Source organism: Xanthomonas sp. JL1 (assembly GCF_038405005.1).
This window is the reverse complement of sequence record NZ_JBBYGR010000053.1, coordinates 29,005-44,319: the sequence shown is the minus strand read 5'-3', so window position 1 is coordinate 44,319 and position 15,315 is coordinate 29,005. Positions and strand designations below refer to the sequence as shown.

Here is a 15,315-nt window from a genome sequence, read left to right as displayed (position 1 = left end):
GTGTGGCCGCCCGTTTGAAAATCAAGCACTGCGCGTGGCGAGCACTGCCTCGCTTGGCGCGCAAAGCGCAGGGAGGCACTGTTCGACGTCTTCCTGCGCCGTCATGGCCGTCGCCTGGCGAGCAGGCGACGCCATCAGGCCGACTGCGCCTCAGCACCCTCGCGGTGCAATGGGTTGGGCAATGCCTGGCCGTTTTCGGTGAAGCCCAGCGAGACCGAGTTCAGGCAGTGGCGCTCGCCGGTCGGCGGCGGGCCGTCCGGGAACACATGGCCCAGGTGGCTGTCGCAGCGTGCACAGACGATTTCAGTGCGGATCATGCCGTAGCTGGTATCGCGGATCTCGCGCACATGGGCGGGGTCGTAAGGCGCGAAGAAGCTTGGCCAACCCGTCCCGGATTCGAATTTGGCGCTGGACCGGAACAGCGGCAGACCGCACAACCGGCAGGTATAGACACCGTCCAGCTTGTTGTCCAGAAACACCCCGCAGAACGGCGCCTCGGTGCCATGCTGCAGCAACACGCGCTGTTCCTCATCGCTGAGCCCGGCGATCAAGGCATCGCGCTGGGCGGGGGAGGGAGGGGTCAGATCGAACTGGCTCATGAGGCTCTCGCATGCGCTCGCCAGCGGGGTGCCGGCGCCTGTCCCAGTGATGTGGGCATTGTCGGGGGCGGTTCAACCGGTGAGCGCGATCAACATGGTGCTGCGCAGGTGTCATCGCTGCATGCGAACGCGCTGGCGTGCGCCACTGCACTCCGTGGCGACGTTCTTCGCATCGCAACGACCTGGCGAACGCGTTCATCCCCCGGCCGGTCGTGCGCATTGCCGCAGCACATCCGCGCCCCCATCGAGTGAGGACCCTCAAACACGCATGGTGCCTGTCATGGCGATCCATCCATCAACCCGCCGCATTCTGCTGTGCGTTCTGCTGACGATGGCCGCAGCGGCAGCAGCGCAGTCGGCCACCACCACGCACTCGTCCACGCACTTGCAACCCATCACCACACCAACGCCGGTGCAGCCCCCGGTGACGCCGCGCGCGCTGCAGCCGGCACCTGCCGCCGCACCCGTGCCCTCGCAGCTGGGGCAACGCCTGGTCGCGCCGACCATTCCCACGCGTGGCCCGGCACAGACCCCTGTCGCACCTGCCGGCAGCCAGGTGGCGCCGACCAAGCCGATGGTCTACGACCGCAACGGTCGCTTGCTGCAGGGCATGCAGCCGGCCGGCGCCAACCGGGTGCTGGATACGAAGACCGGTCGCTACGACGACGCGGTGCCGGCGGGCGATGGCATGCGCGTGGTGCGCTGATAGCGGCGCTGCGCTCTACTGTTGCCAATTCCCAATTTACAATTTCCCGCCTCAATCGGCGATCGGCAACGCCAGCGTCTCCTTGACCTCTTCCATCACGATGTAGCTCTTGGATTCGCGCACATGCGGCATGGTCAGCACGGTGCTGCCGAGCAGCTTGCGGTAGGAGGCCATCTCGCTGATGCGCGCCTTGAGCAGGTAGTCGAAATCGCCGGAGACCAGATGGCACTCCAGCACGTTGGGCAGCTTCAGCGCGGTGCGGCGGAATTGTTCGAAGATGTCGCCGGATTTGTACGCCAGGCTGATCTCCACGAAGACCAGCAGGCTGGCCTTGAGATAGTGCGGGTCCAGCCGCGCGTAGTAGCCGGTGATGGCGCCATCGCGCTCCAGCTGGCGCACACGCTCGGTGCAGGGCGTGGTCGACAGGCCCACCCGCTCGCCCAGTTCGGTAAACGAAATCCGCTCCTCCTGTTGCAGGATGCGCAGGATCTTGCGGTCGATCTTGTCCAGCTCCCGGGCGCGGCTGGTCATGGAATTTGTCTTGGCAAGGTTTGGCAGGAAGTTTCACTGCAAGGCCGTGCCGATTCCAGAAATGGCACTGCCTGGCTCGCAATATACTGCGTCTAACTAGCCCCCTCGGCGCGTGGTTGTGGGGGAATGCCCTTTTGAGGAGAACGACATGCGTGTGCTCATTCTCGGCAGCGGCGTCATTGGCGTGACCAGTGCGTGGTACCTGGCGCAGGCCGGTTGCGAAGTGACCGTGGTTGACCGCCAGCCGGCCGCTGCGCTGGAGACCAGCTACGCCAACGCCGGCCAGCTGTCGTTCGGCTACACCTCTCCCTGGGCCGCGCCCGGCGTGCCCGGCAAGGCGGTGAAGTGGCTGTTCGAACAGCATGCGCCGCTGTCGATCCGCCCCACCCGCGACCTACGCCAGCTGGCGTGGCTGAGCCAGATGCTGCGCAACTGCACCGCCGAGCGGTATGCGGTGAACAAGGCGCGCATGGTGCGCATGTCCGACTACAGTCGCGACTGCCTCAATGCACTGCGTGCCGAGACTGGGATCGAATTCGAAGGCCGCCAGCTCGGCACCACCCAGTTGTTCCGCACCCAGCAGCAGCTTGACGCGGCTGCGCAGGACATCGAAGTGTTGGCCCAGTACGGCGTGCCGTACGAGCTGCTGAGCCCGGCGCAGATTGCGCAATTCGAGCCCGGACTGGCCGGCGGTGGCGCGCAGATGGCCGGCGCACTGCGCCTGCCCGAAGACCAGACCGGCGACTGCCGCCTGTTCACCCAGCGCCTGGCCGAACTGGCTGCGCAGGCAGGTGTCACCTTTCGCTACGGTTACCAGATCGAGTGGCTGGAACACGCTGGCGGCCAGGTCACCGGCGTGCAAATCGATGGCCGCATCGAAACCGCCGACCGCTACGTGCTGGCGCTGGGTAGCTATTCGGCCGACCTGTTGCTCTCGCTCGGCCTGCATCTGCCGGTGTACCCGCTCAAGGGCTACTCGCTCACCATCCCGATCGTCGATGCGCAGCGCGCGCCGACCTCCACCGTGCTCGACGAAAGCTACAAGATCGCGCTCACCCGCTTCGACGACCGCATCCGCGTCGGCGGTATGGCCGAGGTGGCCGGCTTCGACATGTCGCTGAATCCGCGTCGCCGCGCCACCCTGGAAATGGTGGTCAACGACCTGTTCCCCGGCGGTGGCGATCTGGCCCAGGCCGAATTCTGGACCGGCCTGCGCCCGGCCACCCCGGATGGCACGCCGGTGGTCGGCGCCACGCCGTATGCCAACCTGTTCCTCAACACCGGCCACGGCACGCTGGGCTGGACCATGGCCTGCGGCTCCGGACGCTACCTGGCCGATCTCATGCAGGGCCGCACGCCGGAGATCGATACCGACGGTCTGGATATTTTCCGGTACCTGTCGCCACGCAGTGCGCGCCCGCAGCGGGAGGCCGCCTAGTGCGTCCTGCGCAAGCGTCGATCGATCTGGAGGCGTTGCGCCACAACTACCGCCTGGCCAAGCGCCTGGGTGGCAGCAAGGCGCTGGCGGTGGTCAAGGCCGATGCTTACGGGCATGGCGCAGTGCCTTGCGCGCAGGCGCTGGAACCGGAGGCCGATGGCTTCGCGGTGGCCTGCATCGAAGAGGCGCTGGAACTGCGCCAGGCCGGCATCCGCGCGCCAATCCTGTTGCTGGAAGGGTTCTTCGAGCACGACGAGCTGCGCCTGATCGCCGAGCACGACCTGTGGACGGTGGCGGCTACGCCGCAACAGGTGCGCGCGCTGGCCGCGTTCCAGAGCCCACGACCGTTGCGGGTGTGGTTGAAGATGGACAGCGGCATGCATCGGCTGGGCCTGTCGCCGGAAGACTTCCGCGCCGCATGGCTGCGCCTGCGCGGGCTGCCGCAGATCGCCTCGCTGGTGCTGATGACCCACCTGGCGCGCGCCGACGAATTGGACTGCAGCCGCACAGACGAACAGGCGGTGGCCTTTGCGCTGACCGCCGGCGGCATGCGCGCGGAAACCAGTCTGCGCAATTCGCCCGGCCTGCTCGGCTGGCCGGCGCTGCGCAACGACTGGTCGCGCCCGGGGCTGATGTTGTACGGCGCCAACCCGTTCCCGCAGGACACCGAGAACACTGCGCAATTGCGCCCGGTGATGACGCTGCGCTCGCGCATCATTTTGGTCCGCGACCTGCCGGTCGGCGAACCGGTGGGCTACGGCGCCCGTTTTGTCGCCGAACGACCGACCCGCGTCGGCGTGGTGGCGATGGGCTATGCCGACGGCTACCCGCAGTTCGCGCCGAACGGCACCCCGGTGCTGGTGGATGGCCAGGTCTGCCCATTGATCGGTCGCGTCTCGATGGACATGCTCACCGTGGACCTTACCGACCACCCGCAGGCCGACATTGGTGCCACCGTGCAGCTGTGGGGCCAGGCACCACGCGTTGGCCCACTGGCCACGCAATGCAATGTCAGCGCGTATCAGCTGTTGTGTGGACTCAAGCGCTTGCCGCGGACGTATGTGGGTAGTGCGGCAGTGGGCGAGGTTGCAGCGCGGTAACGTGGATTCCTTCTCCCATCGGGACGTTGTCCTTCGTCATGGGGGAGAAGGTGCCCCGACGGGGCGGATGAGGGGACGGGCGACGTCACATGCAATTGGAAGCACCCGTGAGCTTCGCCCCGTACCCTCACCTCAACCCCTTGTCTCTTTGCGATCTGCCAGATTAGGCGTCGCGAGGCGGCGTGGTCGACCGATAACCCCTGGGTCTTAGCGACCGCGGGAGAGAGGCTCGAAGCGGTCGCCGTACGCCGTGAGTGCGCTAGTCACTTCCATCGCGCCGTTAACCCTTATGGCACGGTGGATGCGTATCACCCGCGCGCCGACACGCAAAAACGGCGCGTTGCCACGCGCCGTTCGCACACACAGCCGGGTTGCTTTTCCGGCGCTGTCAGCACCAACCGGTTACAACCCAGCCGTCCTGTGATCGCTGCGGAACTGCTTGCGCACCCAGTCGTCGATCATCGCTTTCTCGAAGCGCAGTGGGTCGCTGTCGGTGAACCGCGGGCCGCTCATTAGGAAGGCCGAGTCCACCAACTTGCGTTCGCCCTGGTCGATCACCCGGCCATCGGCGCCGGTGAGCGTATAGGTGAAACTGATCCGCGGCGGGTAGATGTCCTTGACCACGCGCACGTCCTGCATGCGCGGCCCGTGCCAGGGCTCGTATTGGCCGGCGCGGCGGATGTCGGTGATGGTGACGCTCAGGTGCTGGCCATCGGGCAGCTGGCGCGCTGCGCTCTGTTGAAAGTGAGTTGCCAGTTGGGTCACCCAGTCGCCGCGCTGCGCCTCCCAACGGTTGCCGCTGAAGCGCACTTCGGAGAACTGCGCCGGGTCGGTCCAGCGCACGTCCACCTTGCCATCGCTGCTCAGCGCGCGGGGTGCGTCGGGGTCGGTGACGTTGCGTCCCCAGGCCTGTGAACCGGTCGCCGCAAGCCAGCCAGCAGCAGGCTGGCGCCGAAAAGATTGGAAAGTTTCATTGAAAGCCTCCAAGCGGAAGGTACGTGACGTACCGGGCATTCCGGCAGTGTGGGGGTGCGTCCGAGCACCTGCAACGCGCGGCACGCCTGGGCTTGCAACCACGTTGCCGCACGGTTAATCCGCCGCCGCCGGCCATGACGGCGGGTTCACTGCGCCTGCGCCCGCCCTTCACGGCACAGCCCGGAAGATCGTCAGCATGGACACTCCTTCTTTCCGCACAAAATCAGCGTCTTCGGCGCCGGCACACCTGCCGTCGGACGTGCGTCTGCAATTCATCGACTGGGCCAAACAGCACGGCCATAACCTTGCATCTGGTGCAGCTGCATTCGTCGCCCTGCACAGCGAGGTGGACCTGGATCTGGCAACCCGTGCGTTGCAGCTGGAGCCAGGCGCCGATCCACGCGCTGCGCTGCGCGAGCATCTGGCTGCGCTGGCGCGGCAGGTGGATGTGGCCGTGCAGTTCCCGCCGGTCTACACCTACACTGCTGCCAACGGCCTGGAGTATCGCTATTCACTGATGCTGGTCATTGCCGAAGACTGCGTCGAGTGGACCGGCCGGGTCTGGCAGGACCTGGATTACCAGGGAATGCTGACCGGGCGTGGACAGGGTCCGCGCGCCAACTACACCCAGCTGGCGCGCATGGCGCTGGAACATGAGCTTGATCAGGAGCGTCCCCGTTATGTCCAGGCATGAACTCGAACTGCAATTGCCGGTGGGCGCGCAGATCGCCAGCGGCGAAGACGGCTTCAGCCAGCGCTGCCGCGACGACTGCGCCGAGATGGGGGCCTCACGGGCCCGCCTGTTGCTGCTGGATTCGGACTCAGCACGCTCTACCGCCTGGCGCGCGGATGCGCAGCGCTGGATGGACGAACAGCTGCGGCGCGAGGGGGAATGGGTGTTGCGCGGTGTGATCGCCGGGATCGTGGTGCTGGCAACATGCATCGGATTCGCTGCCACTACCTTGTGGCGCGTCTGGAATTGGCAATGAATGGGTGAACTTAGGACGCCTGTCGTGCACCCGCTGACGACATCGGGCGTGGTTTCATCTGCCGGTCATCCGCTCCGGTAGCATCCGTGATCTCCGATTTGAGCACTCCTTCTTCCAGCCCTTCGCTGGCTGCCGCCCTGCCGGCCGCCATCGCCGAGCCGTTTCTCGACCCGGCGATGTATCACGAAATCTTCCACAACATCGATGCCGGTTTCTGCGTCATCGACATGGTGTTCGACGGTGAGCAGGCGGTGGATTATCTGATCCGTACCACCAATGCCGCGTTCGAGCGCTACACCGGTCTGTCCACCAACGCACTGAACATTTCCATTCGCGACCTGCTCCCTGAGCATGAGCAGGAGTGGTTCGACCGCTACGGCCTTGTTGCCCGCACAGGCAACCGCATCCACTTTGAAATGCAGGCCAAGGCGCTCAAGCGCTGGTATTCGGTCGATGCGTTCCGCGTCGGGCGGCCGGACCAGGGGCGGGTGGCTGTCTTGTTCATGGACATTACCGAGCGCAAGCGTGTCGAGCGTGAGCTGGCCGAAAGCGAGGCGCGTTTCAGTGCGCTGGCCGACGGGTTGCCGATGCCGGTGTGGGTGCTGGACGCGCAGGGCGTGGTGCGCTTCGTCAACAGCGCGTACGGCGAATTCTTCGGCCTGGATATTTCCAGCGGCACGGTATCGGCGTGGAGCGAATTGCTGCATCCCGACGATTTGCCGACGTTTCAATTCGAGCTGGCGGCATCGCTGCAGGAACAACGCGGCCTGCGTGCACTGGTGCGTGCACGCCGCCATGATGGACAGTGGCGCTGGATCGAGATGACTGCCACGCCGCGCTATTCGGCCGATGGCCGGTTCATCGGCCTGGCCGGGAGCAGCCCGGATGTGACCGAGCAGCGCGAGATCGAGCTGGCGCGCGAGCAATTGCTCGAATCCGAGCGCAGCGCGCGCAACGAGGCCGAAAGCATGGCGCGGCTGAAGGACGAGTTCCTGGCCACGCTCTCGCACGAATTGCGCACCCCGCTGACCACCATCCTGGGCTGGAGCGAATTGCTGCTGCAGCGGGTGGAAGAAGGACACACCACCTACAAGGGCTTGTCGGTCATCGCCAGCAGCGCACGCGCGCAGAAGCGACTGATTTCCGACATGCTCGATCTCAGCAGCATGTTGTTGGGCAAGGTGCAGCTGGAAGTCGAATCGCTGGACCTGGCCGAGCAGGTGCGCGAAGCCTTGAACACCCAGGAACTGGCCGCCGAAGGCAAGGACCAGATACTGGAACTGCATGTGCCGCCCACGCCATGCCTGGTGCTTGGCGATGCCACGCGCCTGCAGCAGGTGGTGTGGAATCTGCTTTCCAACGCGATCAAGTTCACCCCGGCGCATGGCCGTATCGACGTCAGTATCGAGCGCGACGACGGGCATCTGGTGGTGTCGGTCTGCGACTCCGGCGACGGCATTGCAGCCGAATTTCTGCCGCATCTGTTCGGACGTTTCCGTCAAGCCGATGGCACGACCACGCGCCAGCATGGCGGTTTGGGTCTTGGCCTGGCGATCGTGCAACAGCTGGTTGAAATGCACGGCGGCCAGGTCGGTGCCACCAGCGGCGGCCGCGGCAAGGGTGCGACCTTCACCGTGCGCTTGCCCGAACATATTCCCGATCAAGCCAAGCGTCCGCGTCGCGAATTGCGGCGGCGGCTGATGTCCGAACAGATTGTCGAGGCGCGCGCGCTCAACGGTCTGCGCCTGCTGGCGGTCGAAGACCAACCGGACATGCTCGATTATCTGCGGCGTTTGCTCGAAGAGCAGGGCGCCGAGGTGGTCACCGCCGGCAGCGCCACCGACGCATTGGCCTTGCTCGATCATCGCGGCCACGCCCGCTTCGATCTGATGCTCACCGATATCGGCATGCCCGGCATGGACGGCTACGGGTTGATCCGCACTGTGCGCGAAAACCTCGGACTGGATGCAACCGCGCTGCCGGCCGTGGCGGTGACCGCGCTGGCCCGCGAAGACGACCGCAATCGCGCGCTGGAGTCCGGGTTTCAAGAGCATCTCGCAAAGCCGTATAGCGTGGCGCAGTTGGTTGCTGCCGTGCGTGCTGCGCGCGACGCTGTGGAGTAACGCGTGTACGACGTTATTGCCGCGCGTGGGAGGTGTATTGGCCAGTGGGCTACGGCCACACCGTCGGATGCTTGCAGCAGGTCATCCGGATCAGGCGTGCTGAGGCGTTACGGCCGTCACTGCATTGGCAATGGAAACAGCCGACCGTTTCGCAACGGCCGGTTTTTTATTGATCTGTGGTCTCAACTGCCGATCCAGTTTGTCTGCAGCAATCAAGAGCAGCCAACAAAACGACTGCGCTCACCGCCAAGCGGGCGCGGCCGGTGCCCGGAATCGGCACATACCACGCGTCCACTGCGGTTCTGAGCGCGCTGTCCGCGCTCACCTGACGGTTGTTCGCTACGTTTTGTTAGCCGCGCTAAGAACACCTGCCGACGCAGGCACTGTGCGAACGCTAAAAGCAGTCGCCGGCAAGTGACGCGTTTTCTGCCTCTTTCACGCGCGCTGGCCTAGCGTGATGCGCTCTACTCCCAGAGATGGCGCAATGCCCAAATATGCCCCGCACGTGTATTCCGAACAGGTCCAGATCGCCACGCTCGAACCTTGGGTGTCTCTGCTCGATGGTCAGGAACGCGTACGGATCGAGCTCGACGACGGCAGCATGATCAGCGGCACGGTTGCCGTGCGTCCGAGTCTGCAGACCTACCTAGACGAACACCGCAAAGAAGGCGTCAACGGACAACTGCGCCTGGATCAGCTGGATGCCTCGCAAGAGCCGCAATGGATCTGGATGGACCGGATCGTCGCAGTGCACCCGATGCCGCTTGGCGCTGACCCACACGTCATGCCGTAAAGGCTGCGTGTTGACGATGTGTTTACTTCTCATCGTGCCGTTGGCGGCATGATGACCCGCTGCCGCCGCTGTTCAGGATTCCGCCGCAATGAATGCACCCGTGTTGACGTTCGCTCGCTGGCCGCTGTCGTTGATGGCGCTCGCCGTTCTTGCTGCATGTGGCGATACCGCCACGCTGGCCATCGAACAGGGGACGGGGCCGAATCCGCAATTGCCCGAGCCGGTGAAGCGTCTGATTCCCACCGTCAAGATAGCGCCGGTCAAGCGCTGGGCAGCCAATGCCAAGCCCATCGCTGCCGATGATCTGCAGGTTGCGGCGTTTGCGCGCGATCTCGATCACCCGCGTTGGATCTATGTGCTGCCCAATGGCGATGTGTTGGTGGCCGAAACTGCCGAGCCGCCCAAGCCCGAAGATGCCGAAACTGGCGGTGGACTGCGCAAGAAAGTGCAGGGCGCGATGATGAAAAAGGCCGGCGCGGCGGTGGCCAGCGCCAATCGCATCACGTTGCTGCGCGATGCCGATGGCGACGGTGTGGCAGAGGTGCGCACGCAGTTCGTCAGCGGCCTTTTTTCGTCGTTCGGCATGGCCCTCATTGGCGACCGTTTCTATGTCGCCAACGCCGATGCGCTGGTGAGTTTCCCGTACAAGCCTGGCGACACCCACATCACCGCCAAGCCGACCTTCGTGGCCAATCTGCCTGGCGGCATCAACCACCATTGGACCAAGTCGCTGTTGGCCAGCCCGGACGGGAGCAAGCTGTACGTGGGCGTCGGATCCAATAGCAACGTGGCCGAAAATGGCATGGAAGCCGAGTTGAATCGTGCGGCGATTCTGGAGATCGACCCGGCCACCGGCAACAGCCGCGTGTTCGCCAGCGGCTTGCGCAACCCGGTGGGCACTGCGTGGGAGCCGCAGAGCAAATCACTGTGGGTGGTGGTCAACGAGCGCGACGAAATCGGCAGCGACCTGGTGCCGGATTACCTGACCTCGGTGCGCGACGGCGGCTTCTACGGCTGGCCGTATAGCTACTACGGGCAGCACGTGGACGAGCGCGTTAAACCGCAAAATGCCGAGTTGGTGGCCAAGGCGATCAAGCCCGATTACGCGCTCGGCCCGCATACCGCGTCGCTTGGCCTGACTTTCGCCAATGGCAGCGTGCTGCCTGAGCGCTTCCGCCAGGGCGCCTTCATCGGCCAGCACGGCTCATGGAATCGCGATCCGCCCAGCGGCTACAAGGTGCTGTTTGTCCCGTTTGCCAACGGCAAGCCAACCGGTACGCCGATCACGGTGCTGGATGGATTCCTGGATGCCGAAGGCAATGCGCAGGGCCGCCCCGCCGGCGTGGCGTCCGACCATAGCGGCGCGCTGCTGGTGGCCGACGACGTGGGCAATGTGATCTGGCGGGTAACGCCGAAGGCGCGTTAAGAGCGGCGAACAACGCGTCGCCAGCAGCGGTCAGGTGGGCGCGGACGGCGCGCTCAGAACCGCAGTGTCCGCGTGGTACATGCCGATTCCGGGCGCCGGCCGCGCCCGCCTGGCGGTGAGCGCAGTCGTTCTGTTAGCCGCTCTACATGCGGGCCGACAGTCCGCTTGTGCACTGGTTACATCGCCAGGTAAGCCGCCACGATCGCCATGAACATCCCTTCTGCCATCGGTGCATTCTCCTCCTCCCCTGTATGGGGGAAGGTGCTCCGAAGAGGCGGATGAGCGGACGGGCCTGGCTTTGAATGTGTGGGCAGGGAATCAGGCGTTGCTCCACGCGTCGCCTCGCGCGGAACGCAACGGCTCCAACGATACTTCCCATCGTCAGCTTGGAAAAAAGAGCGAAACACCCCTCGGCCGCCGAACGCGCTCTTGTGCGATAAACACAAAAAATCGGGCACAGGCCCGGTCTCTGGTTGATCAGCGTGCCGGCAATCGCCCCGACACGCTGTAGTGAAGAACGTTAGATGACGCTCTCGTCGGAACGTGGCATTGGAAGATGGTTAGCTGGCCCCGCCACTTGAATCGACTTGCCGAGGCGCTTCCGGCGACGCACTGAAGCGGCGCGCATAGCCACGCTCCTCGGTAATACGGCTGATGTCGTCGTCGGCCATTTCCGGTGCGCCGTAGACCGCATAGGCCACTGTGCCATCGTCACGCTCACCGACCTGATGCAGGCGATAGAGAGGTCGACCGGCGCAGGTATTTTCGGGGTAATGCATCGGTGGCGGAGTGTCGTCCAGATCCATCTCGCTGTTGTCGACAACTCCTCCTACGAACAAGGCTCGCATCGCGTCTCTCCGCTGTGGGTTTGGATTCCAGCGTAGGCGGGCGGATGTTGCGTGCGCATCAATAGTCCGTATAGACATTGGAAGGCGCGGGGGCATTTGGCACAGGTCACTTACAATGGCGGCCTGTTCCCGACCCGATGATCCGATGGCTGGCCCGCACGATGCCCCGCTTCAAGCCCTGTTCCTGCCCTTCGCCCAAGGCGTGCTGCCGTGGCCGGAGGGGCCGGTGTTGTTCCTGCGCGCACGCGACGGTTTCCCGCTGCGCGAGCAGGCGGTGGCCGAGACGCTGACCTGCGAGCAGAGCTTCCGCCCGTTCGCCGAAGCGCTGGAGCGTAACGGCTGGAACGTGCGTGAAGAAAGCGAGATCGAGGCCGACAGCACGCGCTATGCACTGGTGCTGGTGCTGCCGCCGCGGCAGCGCGAAGAAGCGCGCGCCCTGTTCGCACGTGCGGTGGCGCTGACTGCGCCCGGTGGCCGCGTGGTGGCCTGTCAGTCCAACAACGAAGGCGCGCGCTCGGGTGAAGCCGATCTGCGCCAGCTCACCGGGCTGGCAGGTAGCCTGACCAAACACCACTGCCGCACCTACTGGACTGCGCCGCTGCCGGCCGACACCGACGCCACGCTGCAGGCGCGCTGGGCAGCGCTGGATGCGCCACGCAAGATCCTGGACGGCCGCTTTGTCAGCCGTCCCGGTGTATTCGCCTGGGATCGCATCGACCCGGCATCGGCGCTGCTGGTCGAGCATCTGCCCACCACGCTGGCTGGTCATGGCGCCGATCTGGGCGCAGGCTTCGGTTATCTATCGGCCGAAGTGCTGGCGCGGTGCCCCAAGGTCACTGTGCTGGATCTGTACGAAGCCCAGACGCGCGCGCTGACGCTGGCGCGGCGCAATCTGCAGGGCATCACGCATCCGGCGCAGCTGCACTACCACTGGCGCGATGTCACCGCCGGGCTGGTGGCGCACTACGATTTCATCGTCAGCAATCCGCCTTTCCATACACCCTCGCGTGCCGACCGCCCGGATATCGGCCAACGCTTCATCGCGGTGGCTGCACAGGCGCTGCGCCCGGGCGGGCAACTGTTGTTGGTGGCCAACCGGCATTTGCCCTACGAACAGGTGCTCAACGAAAGTTTCGGGCAGGTGCGCGTGGCTGCAGAGCGCGATGGTTTCAAGCTGATCTCGGCCATCCGCGGCCGTGGAGCGCGCGCATGAAGCTGGTCAAACATATCGCCAATCTCGGTTATGGCAGCCGTAAGCAGGTGACCCAGCTGTTTCGACAGGGCGCGGTCACCGATGCGCAGGGCGAGGTGCTGTACGCCGACGACCAGGTGGAGCACGACGCCATCCGCATCGATGGCGAACCGCTCGATCCGCCACCGGGCTTCAGCCTGTTGCTGCATAAACCCGGCGGCTACACCTGTTCGACCAAGGACACCGGCCGGCTGATCTACGAGCTGTTGCCGCCACGCTTCCGTTCGCGTGCGCCGGTGCTGGCGCCGGTGGGCCGGCTGGACCGCGAAACCAGCGGCATGTTGTTGATGACCGACGACGGCGCGCTGCTGCATCGGATCATTTCGCCCAAATCCGCCCTGGACAAGGTGTACGACATCACCCTGGCCGAAGACCTGCGTGGCGACGAAGCCGCGTTGTTTGCCAGTGGCAGCTTGCTGTTGGAAGGCGAAACCAAGCCGCTGTTGCCGGCCGAATTGGAGGTCCTTGGCCCACGCGAAGCGCGGCTGACCCTGCACGAAGGCCGCTACCACCAAGTACGGCGCATGTTCGCTGCCGCCGGCAATCACGTGGTTGCTCTACATCGCAGCCGCATTGGCGGCCTGTCGCTGGATGGATTGCCGTCCGGGCAATGGCGTGCGCTGGAAGCGAGCGATCTTGAGGTGTTGTTTGGTCGCGGTGCTGCCGCATGACGCAGATTGCAGCGCTGCCATTCCGCCCGCAGGCGGTGATCTTCGACATGGATGGCTTGATGCTCGACAGCGAGCGCGCCATCACCGCCTGCCTGGTGCAGGCCGCCGACGAGCAGGGCTTGCAGATCGAGCCGGCGTTCTGGTTGCGCATGGTGGGCACCGGCGATGTGGCTTGCCGGCTGTTGCTGGGCGAACGCATCGGCGACGCCTCTGCCGAGGCCATGCTGGCGCACGCGCAACGCTTGTATGCCGCTGCGGTCGAACGTGGCATCCCCCACCGGCCCGGCATCATCGCATTGCTGGAGTATCTGGCCGCGCAGGGCATGCCGCGTGCGGTGGCCACTTCTACCCAGCGCCCGCTGGCGCTGCGCAAGTTGGAAGCGGCCGATCTGCTGTGGCGCTTCGACGCGGTGTGCACGGCCAGCGATGTCGTCCATCCAAAGCCTGCGCCGGATATCTATCTGCTGGCCGCGCGCGCGCTGGCCGTGGACCCTACGCTCTGCCTGGTGCTGGAAGACTCGCCCATCGGCGTGCGCGCGGCATTGGCGGCCGGCATGACGCCTATCCAGATTCCGGACCTGCTCGAACCCGATGCCGCCGTGCGTGCGCTCGGCCATCGCATCCTCCCCTCGCTAGGCGATGCGCAGCGCTTGCTGGAAGCATGCTTGTCGGGTTGATGCGGTTGGTGGTGCTGCGTATCGGTACAACCACGTTGCGACCGGGCTTTTGTCACGGAGGTGCTGCAGCAACGCGCGACGCGCGTCATCAACCAGAGCCCGTCATCCCTTGTGCATCGGCAATCCAGTTTGCACTCACACGTACTGCATCTTGCGCGACATACCGCCGTCGACGATGACATCCTGCCCGGTAACGAAACCGGACAGCTGCGGCGCAAGCAGATAGACCGCCAGCTGTGCGATGTCTTCGGGCGTCCCCACGCGTCCGGCCGGATGCTGCGCATGATCGCGACGCGACAGCTTGGGCGCACGCCGACGTTGCGGCGCGCGCCACGCATCGGTGCTGATCCAGCCAGGGCTGATGCTGTTGACGCGCACCTGCGGGCCTTCGCTCAATGCCAGTGCATGCGTCAACGCCACCAAGCCGCCCTTGGCCGCGGCATAGGCTTCGCTATGCGGCGCCGATTGCCAGGCGCGGGTGGAGGCGATATTGACGATCGCACCGCCACCGGGTGCCTGTGTCAATGCAGGCAGCGCATGCTTGCTGCACAGGAAGGCGCCGTGCAGGCTGGAAAGGCGGCGGTTCCACTCATCCCAGTCCAGTTGCGACAGTGCTGCGCTATGCGGATCCGGCACGCCGGCATTGTTGACCAGGCCGTCGATGCGTCCGAAACGCTTGAGAGCCGTGGTGATCAGGCGCGCGGCCTGCGCTTCGCGCGCAGCATCGCAACGCACGAAAGCGCTATGACGTGGCAGCGCCCATTCCTGCAGGCAGGCCCTGCCGGCGTCGGCATCCAGATCGCCGATCATCACGCTGCCGCCGGCGCCCAGCACCGCTTGCGCAATGCCGCGGCCGATGCCTTGCGCGCCACCGGTGATCACCACCACGCGGCCCTGCAGTGGTGACGGGGTCCATGCGGAAATTGCGGGAGTCAGGGCCATGGCATGCTGCACATCGGTGAAGGTGGCCGCACTGTAGCGTGCGGGCTGTCGTCGTCTCAGCAAGACGGTGCGCGTGGGAGCGCTCAGTGCCCATGATGGCGCGCCCCTTGATGTCGTCATCCACGTTGGGTTTGATGGACTGCGCCTTCGTCTTCGCAATGCCAGGCAAGAGGCGTCGCACACTGTCGCTGCACGCGCAGTGCTGCTCTGCGTCCGTTCAATGGCAGCCCATCGCACGATGACTC

Annotated in this window: 15 protein-coding genes, 2 other RNA genes and 1 pseudogene; 12 read left to right on the top strand and 6 right to left on the bottom strand. The window is 65.2% G+C overall.

All coding sequences use genetic code 11. The features are described from left to right. Positions 1 to 134: 134 nt before the first annotated feature. Positions 135 to 599 carry a peptide-methionine (R)-S-oxide reductase MsrB gene (gene msrB, locus WJW29_RS12660; RefSeq protein ID WP_011257586.1) on the bottom strand — a complete coding sequence of 155 codons (465 nt, stop codon included), beginning with the start codon at positions 597 to 599 and terminating at the stop codon, positions 135 to 137. 280 nt (positions 600 to 879) lie between these two features. Between msrB and WJW29_RS12655 the strand changes: the two genes are divergently transcribed. Beyond that, positions 880 to 1,305, top strand: a complete 426-nt coding sequence (locus WJW29_RS12655) for a hypothetical protein (protein ID WP_012446162.1) — start codon at positions 880 to 882, stop codon at positions 1,303 to 1,305. 51 nt (positions 1,306 to 1,356) lie between these two features. On the opposite strand, the gene WJW29_RS12650 is transcribed toward WJW29_RS12655, so the two are convergent. Beyond that, complete coding sequence (locus tag WJW29_RS12650) at positions 1,357 to 1,836, bottom strand: Lrp/AsnC ligand binding domain-containing protein (protein ID WP_011257588.1); 480 nt, start codon at positions 1,834 to 1,836, stop codon at positions 1,357 to 1,359. Between the two features lie 148 nt (positions 1,837 to 1,984). Here WJW29_RS12650 and WJW29_RS12645 point away from each other — a divergent pair, with 148 nt between their 5' ends. Both WJW29_RS12645 and alr read left to right on the top strand, forming a co-directional pair. Beyond that, entirely contained in the window at positions 1,985 to 3,274 is a 1,290-nt protein-coding gene (locus WJW29_RS12645) for a D-amino acid dehydrogenase (protein ID WP_011257589.1), read from the top strand. Then, positions 3,274 to 4,374: an alanine racemase gene (alr, locus tag WJW29_RS12640; RefSeq protein ID WP_011257590.1), complete on the top strand. Its 1,101-nt coding sequence runs from the start codon at positions 3,274 to 3,276 to the stop codon at positions 4,372 to 4,374. Before WJW29_RS12645 ends, alr begins: the two co-directional genes overlap by 1 nt. A 402-nt stretch (positions 4,375 to 4,776) precedes the next feature. On the opposite strand, the pseudogene WJW29_RS12635 reads toward alr, so the two are convergent. Beyond that, positions 4,777 to 5,348 (bottom strand): annotated as a pseudogene (locus WJW29_RS12635) (DUF3016 domain-containing protein). Between the two features lie 248 nt (positions 5,349 to 5,596). Here WJW29_RS12635 and WJW29_RS12630 point away from each other — a divergent pair. The 6 genes from WJW29_RS12630 to WJW29_RS12605 all read left to right on the top strand — a co-directional run bounded on the left by WJW29_RS12630 (position 5,597) and on the right by WJW29_RS12605 (position 10,680). Further along, on the top strand, positions 5,597 to 6,043 hold the full coding sequence (locus tag WJW29_RS12630; RefSeq protein ID WP_027703251.1) for a hypothetical protein: 447 nt from the start codon (positions 5,597 to 5,599) through the stop codon (positions 6,041 to 6,043). Then, positions 6,030 to 6,338 carry a hypothetical protein gene (locus WJW29_RS12625; RefSeq protein WP_011407559.1) on the top strand — a complete coding sequence of 103 codons (309 nt, stop codon included), beginning with the start codon at positions 6,030 to 6,032 and terminating at the stop codon, positions 6,336 to 6,338. Before WJW29_RS12630 ends, WJW29_RS12625 begins: the two co-directional genes overlap by 14 nt. Positions 6,339 to 6,424: 86 nt before the next feature. Next, a complete protein-coding gene (locus tag WJW29_RS12620) occupies positions 6,425 to 8,461 on the top strand; it encodes a PAS domain-containing sensor histidine kinase (protein WP_113084372.1) in 2,037 nt (678 codons plus the stop codon). A gap of 280 nt (positions 8,462 to 8,741) precedes the next feature. Continuing rightward, positions 8,742 to 8,816, top strand: a non-coding RNA gene (locus WJW29_RS12615) — sX9 sRNA. A gap of 129 nt (positions 8,817 to 8,945) precedes the next feature. After that, positions 8,946 to 9,254, top strand: a complete 309-nt coding sequence (locus WJW29_RS12610; protein WP_011407561.1) for a DUF3247 family protein — start codon at positions 8,946 to 8,948, stop codon at positions 9,252 to 9,254. A gap of 88 nt (positions 9,255 to 9,342) precedes the next feature. Further along, positions 9,343 to 10,680: a sorbosone dehydrogenase family protein gene (locus tag WJW29_RS12605; RefSeq protein ID WP_011257596.1), complete on the top strand. Its 1,338-nt coding sequence runs from the start codon at positions 9,343 to 9,345 to the stop codon at positions 10,678 to 10,680. Between the two features lie 4 nt (positions 10,681 to 10,684). Here WJW29_RS12605 and WJW29_RS12600 read toward each other — a convergent pair. Beyond that, positions 10,685 to 10,761, bottom strand: a non-coding RNA gene (locus WJW29_RS12600) — sX9 sRNA. Between the two features lie 479 nt (positions 10,762 to 11,240). Continuing rightward, on the bottom strand, positions 11,241 to 11,528 hold the full coding sequence (locus WJW29_RS12595) for a hypothetical protein (RefSeq protein ID WP_099051306.1): 288 nt from the start codon (positions 11,526 to 11,528) through the stop codon (positions 11,241 to 11,243). A 145-nt stretch (positions 11,529 to 11,673) separates the two neighbouring features. Between WJW29_RS12595 and WJW29_RS12590 the strand changes: the two genes are divergently transcribed. Genes WJW29_RS12590 through WJW29_RS12580 form a run of 3 tightly spaced genes read left to right on the top strand, consistent with a single transcriptional unit; the run spans position 11,674 to position 14,128 of the window. Continuing rightward, a complete protein-coding gene (locus tag WJW29_RS12590) occupies positions 11,674 to 12,741 on the top strand; it encodes a class I SAM-dependent methyltransferase (protein WP_041181960.1) in 1,068 nt (355 codons plus the stop codon). Beyond that, entirely contained in the window at positions 12,738 to 13,451 is a 714-nt protein-coding gene (locus WJW29_RS12585; protein ID WP_011257599.1) for a pseudouridine synthase, read from the top strand. The genes WJW29_RS12590 and WJW29_RS12585 overlap by 4 nt, the downstream gene beginning before the upstream one ends. Beyond that, complete coding sequence (locus WJW29_RS12580; protein WP_011257600.1) at positions 13,448 to 14,128, top strand: HAD family phosphatase; 681 nt, start codon at positions 13,448 to 13,450, stop codon at positions 14,126 to 14,128. Before WJW29_RS12585 ends, WJW29_RS12580 begins: the two co-directional genes overlap by 4 nt. Positions 14,129 to 14,263: 135 nt before the next feature. Here WJW29_RS12580 and WJW29_RS12575 read toward each other — a convergent pair whose 3' ends face one another. Next, on the bottom strand, positions 14,264 to 15,070 hold the full coding sequence (locus WJW29_RS12575) for an SDR family oxidoreductase (RefSeq protein WP_011407568.1): 807 nt from the start codon (positions 15,068 to 15,070) through the stop codon (positions 14,264 to 14,266). Positions 15,071 to 15,315 lie beyond the last annotated feature (245 nt).

What these genes read in the sequence shown, in the direction of transcription:
- WJW29_RS12645 (WP_011257589.1), top strand. Translation starts at nt 1,985, where the DNA reads ATGCGTGTGCTCATTCTCGGCAGCGGCGTCATTGGCGTGACCAGTGCG.
- WJW29_RS12655 (WP_012446162.1), top strand. Translation starts at nt 880, where the DNA reads ATGGCGATCCATCCATCAACCCGCCGCATTCTGCTGTGCGTTCTGCTG.
- WJW29_RS12585 (WP_011257599.1), top strand. Translation starts at nt 12,738, where the DNA reads ATGAAGCTGGTCAAACATATCGCCAATCTCGGTTATGGCAGCCGTAAG.
- WJW29_RS12610 (WP_011407561.1), top strand. Translation starts at nt 8,946, where the DNA reads ATGCCCAAATATGCCCCGCACGTGTATTCCGAACAGGTCCAGATCGCC.
- WJW29_RS12580 (WP_011257600.1), top strand. Translation starts at nt 13,448, where the DNA reads ATGACGCAGATTGCAGCGCTGCCATTCCGCCCGCAGGCGGTGATCTTC.
- msrB (WP_011257586.1), bottom strand. Translation starts at nt 599, where the DNA reads ATGAGCCAGTTCGATCTGACCCCTCCCTCCCCCGCCCAGCGCGATGCC.
- WJW29_RS12595 (WP_099051306.1), bottom strand. Translation starts at nt 11,528, where the DNA reads ATGCGAGCCTTGTTCGTAGGAGGAGTTGTCGACAACAGCGAGATGGAT.
- WJW29_RS12605 (WP_011257596.1), top strand. Translation starts at nt 9,343, where the DNA reads ATGAATGCACCCGTGTTGACGTTCGCTCGCTGGCCGCTGTCGTTGATG.
- WJW29_RS12625 (WP_011407559.1), top strand. Translation starts at nt 6,030, where the DNA reads ATGTCCAGGCATGAACTCGAACTGCAATTGCCGGTGGGCGCGCAGATC.
- WJW29_RS12575 (WP_011407568.1), bottom strand. Translation starts at nt 15,070, where the DNA reads ATGGCCCTGACTCCCGCAATTTCCGCATGGACCCCGTCACCACTGCAG.
- WJW29_RS12590 (WP_041181960.1), top strand. Translation starts at nt 11,674, where the DNA reads ATGGCTGGCCCGCACGATGCCCCGCTTCAAGCCCTGTTCCTGCCCTTC.
- WJW29_RS12650 (WP_011257588.1), bottom strand. Translation starts at nt 1,836, where the DNA reads ATGACCAGCCGCGCCCGGGAGCTGGACAAGATCGACCGCAAGATCCTG.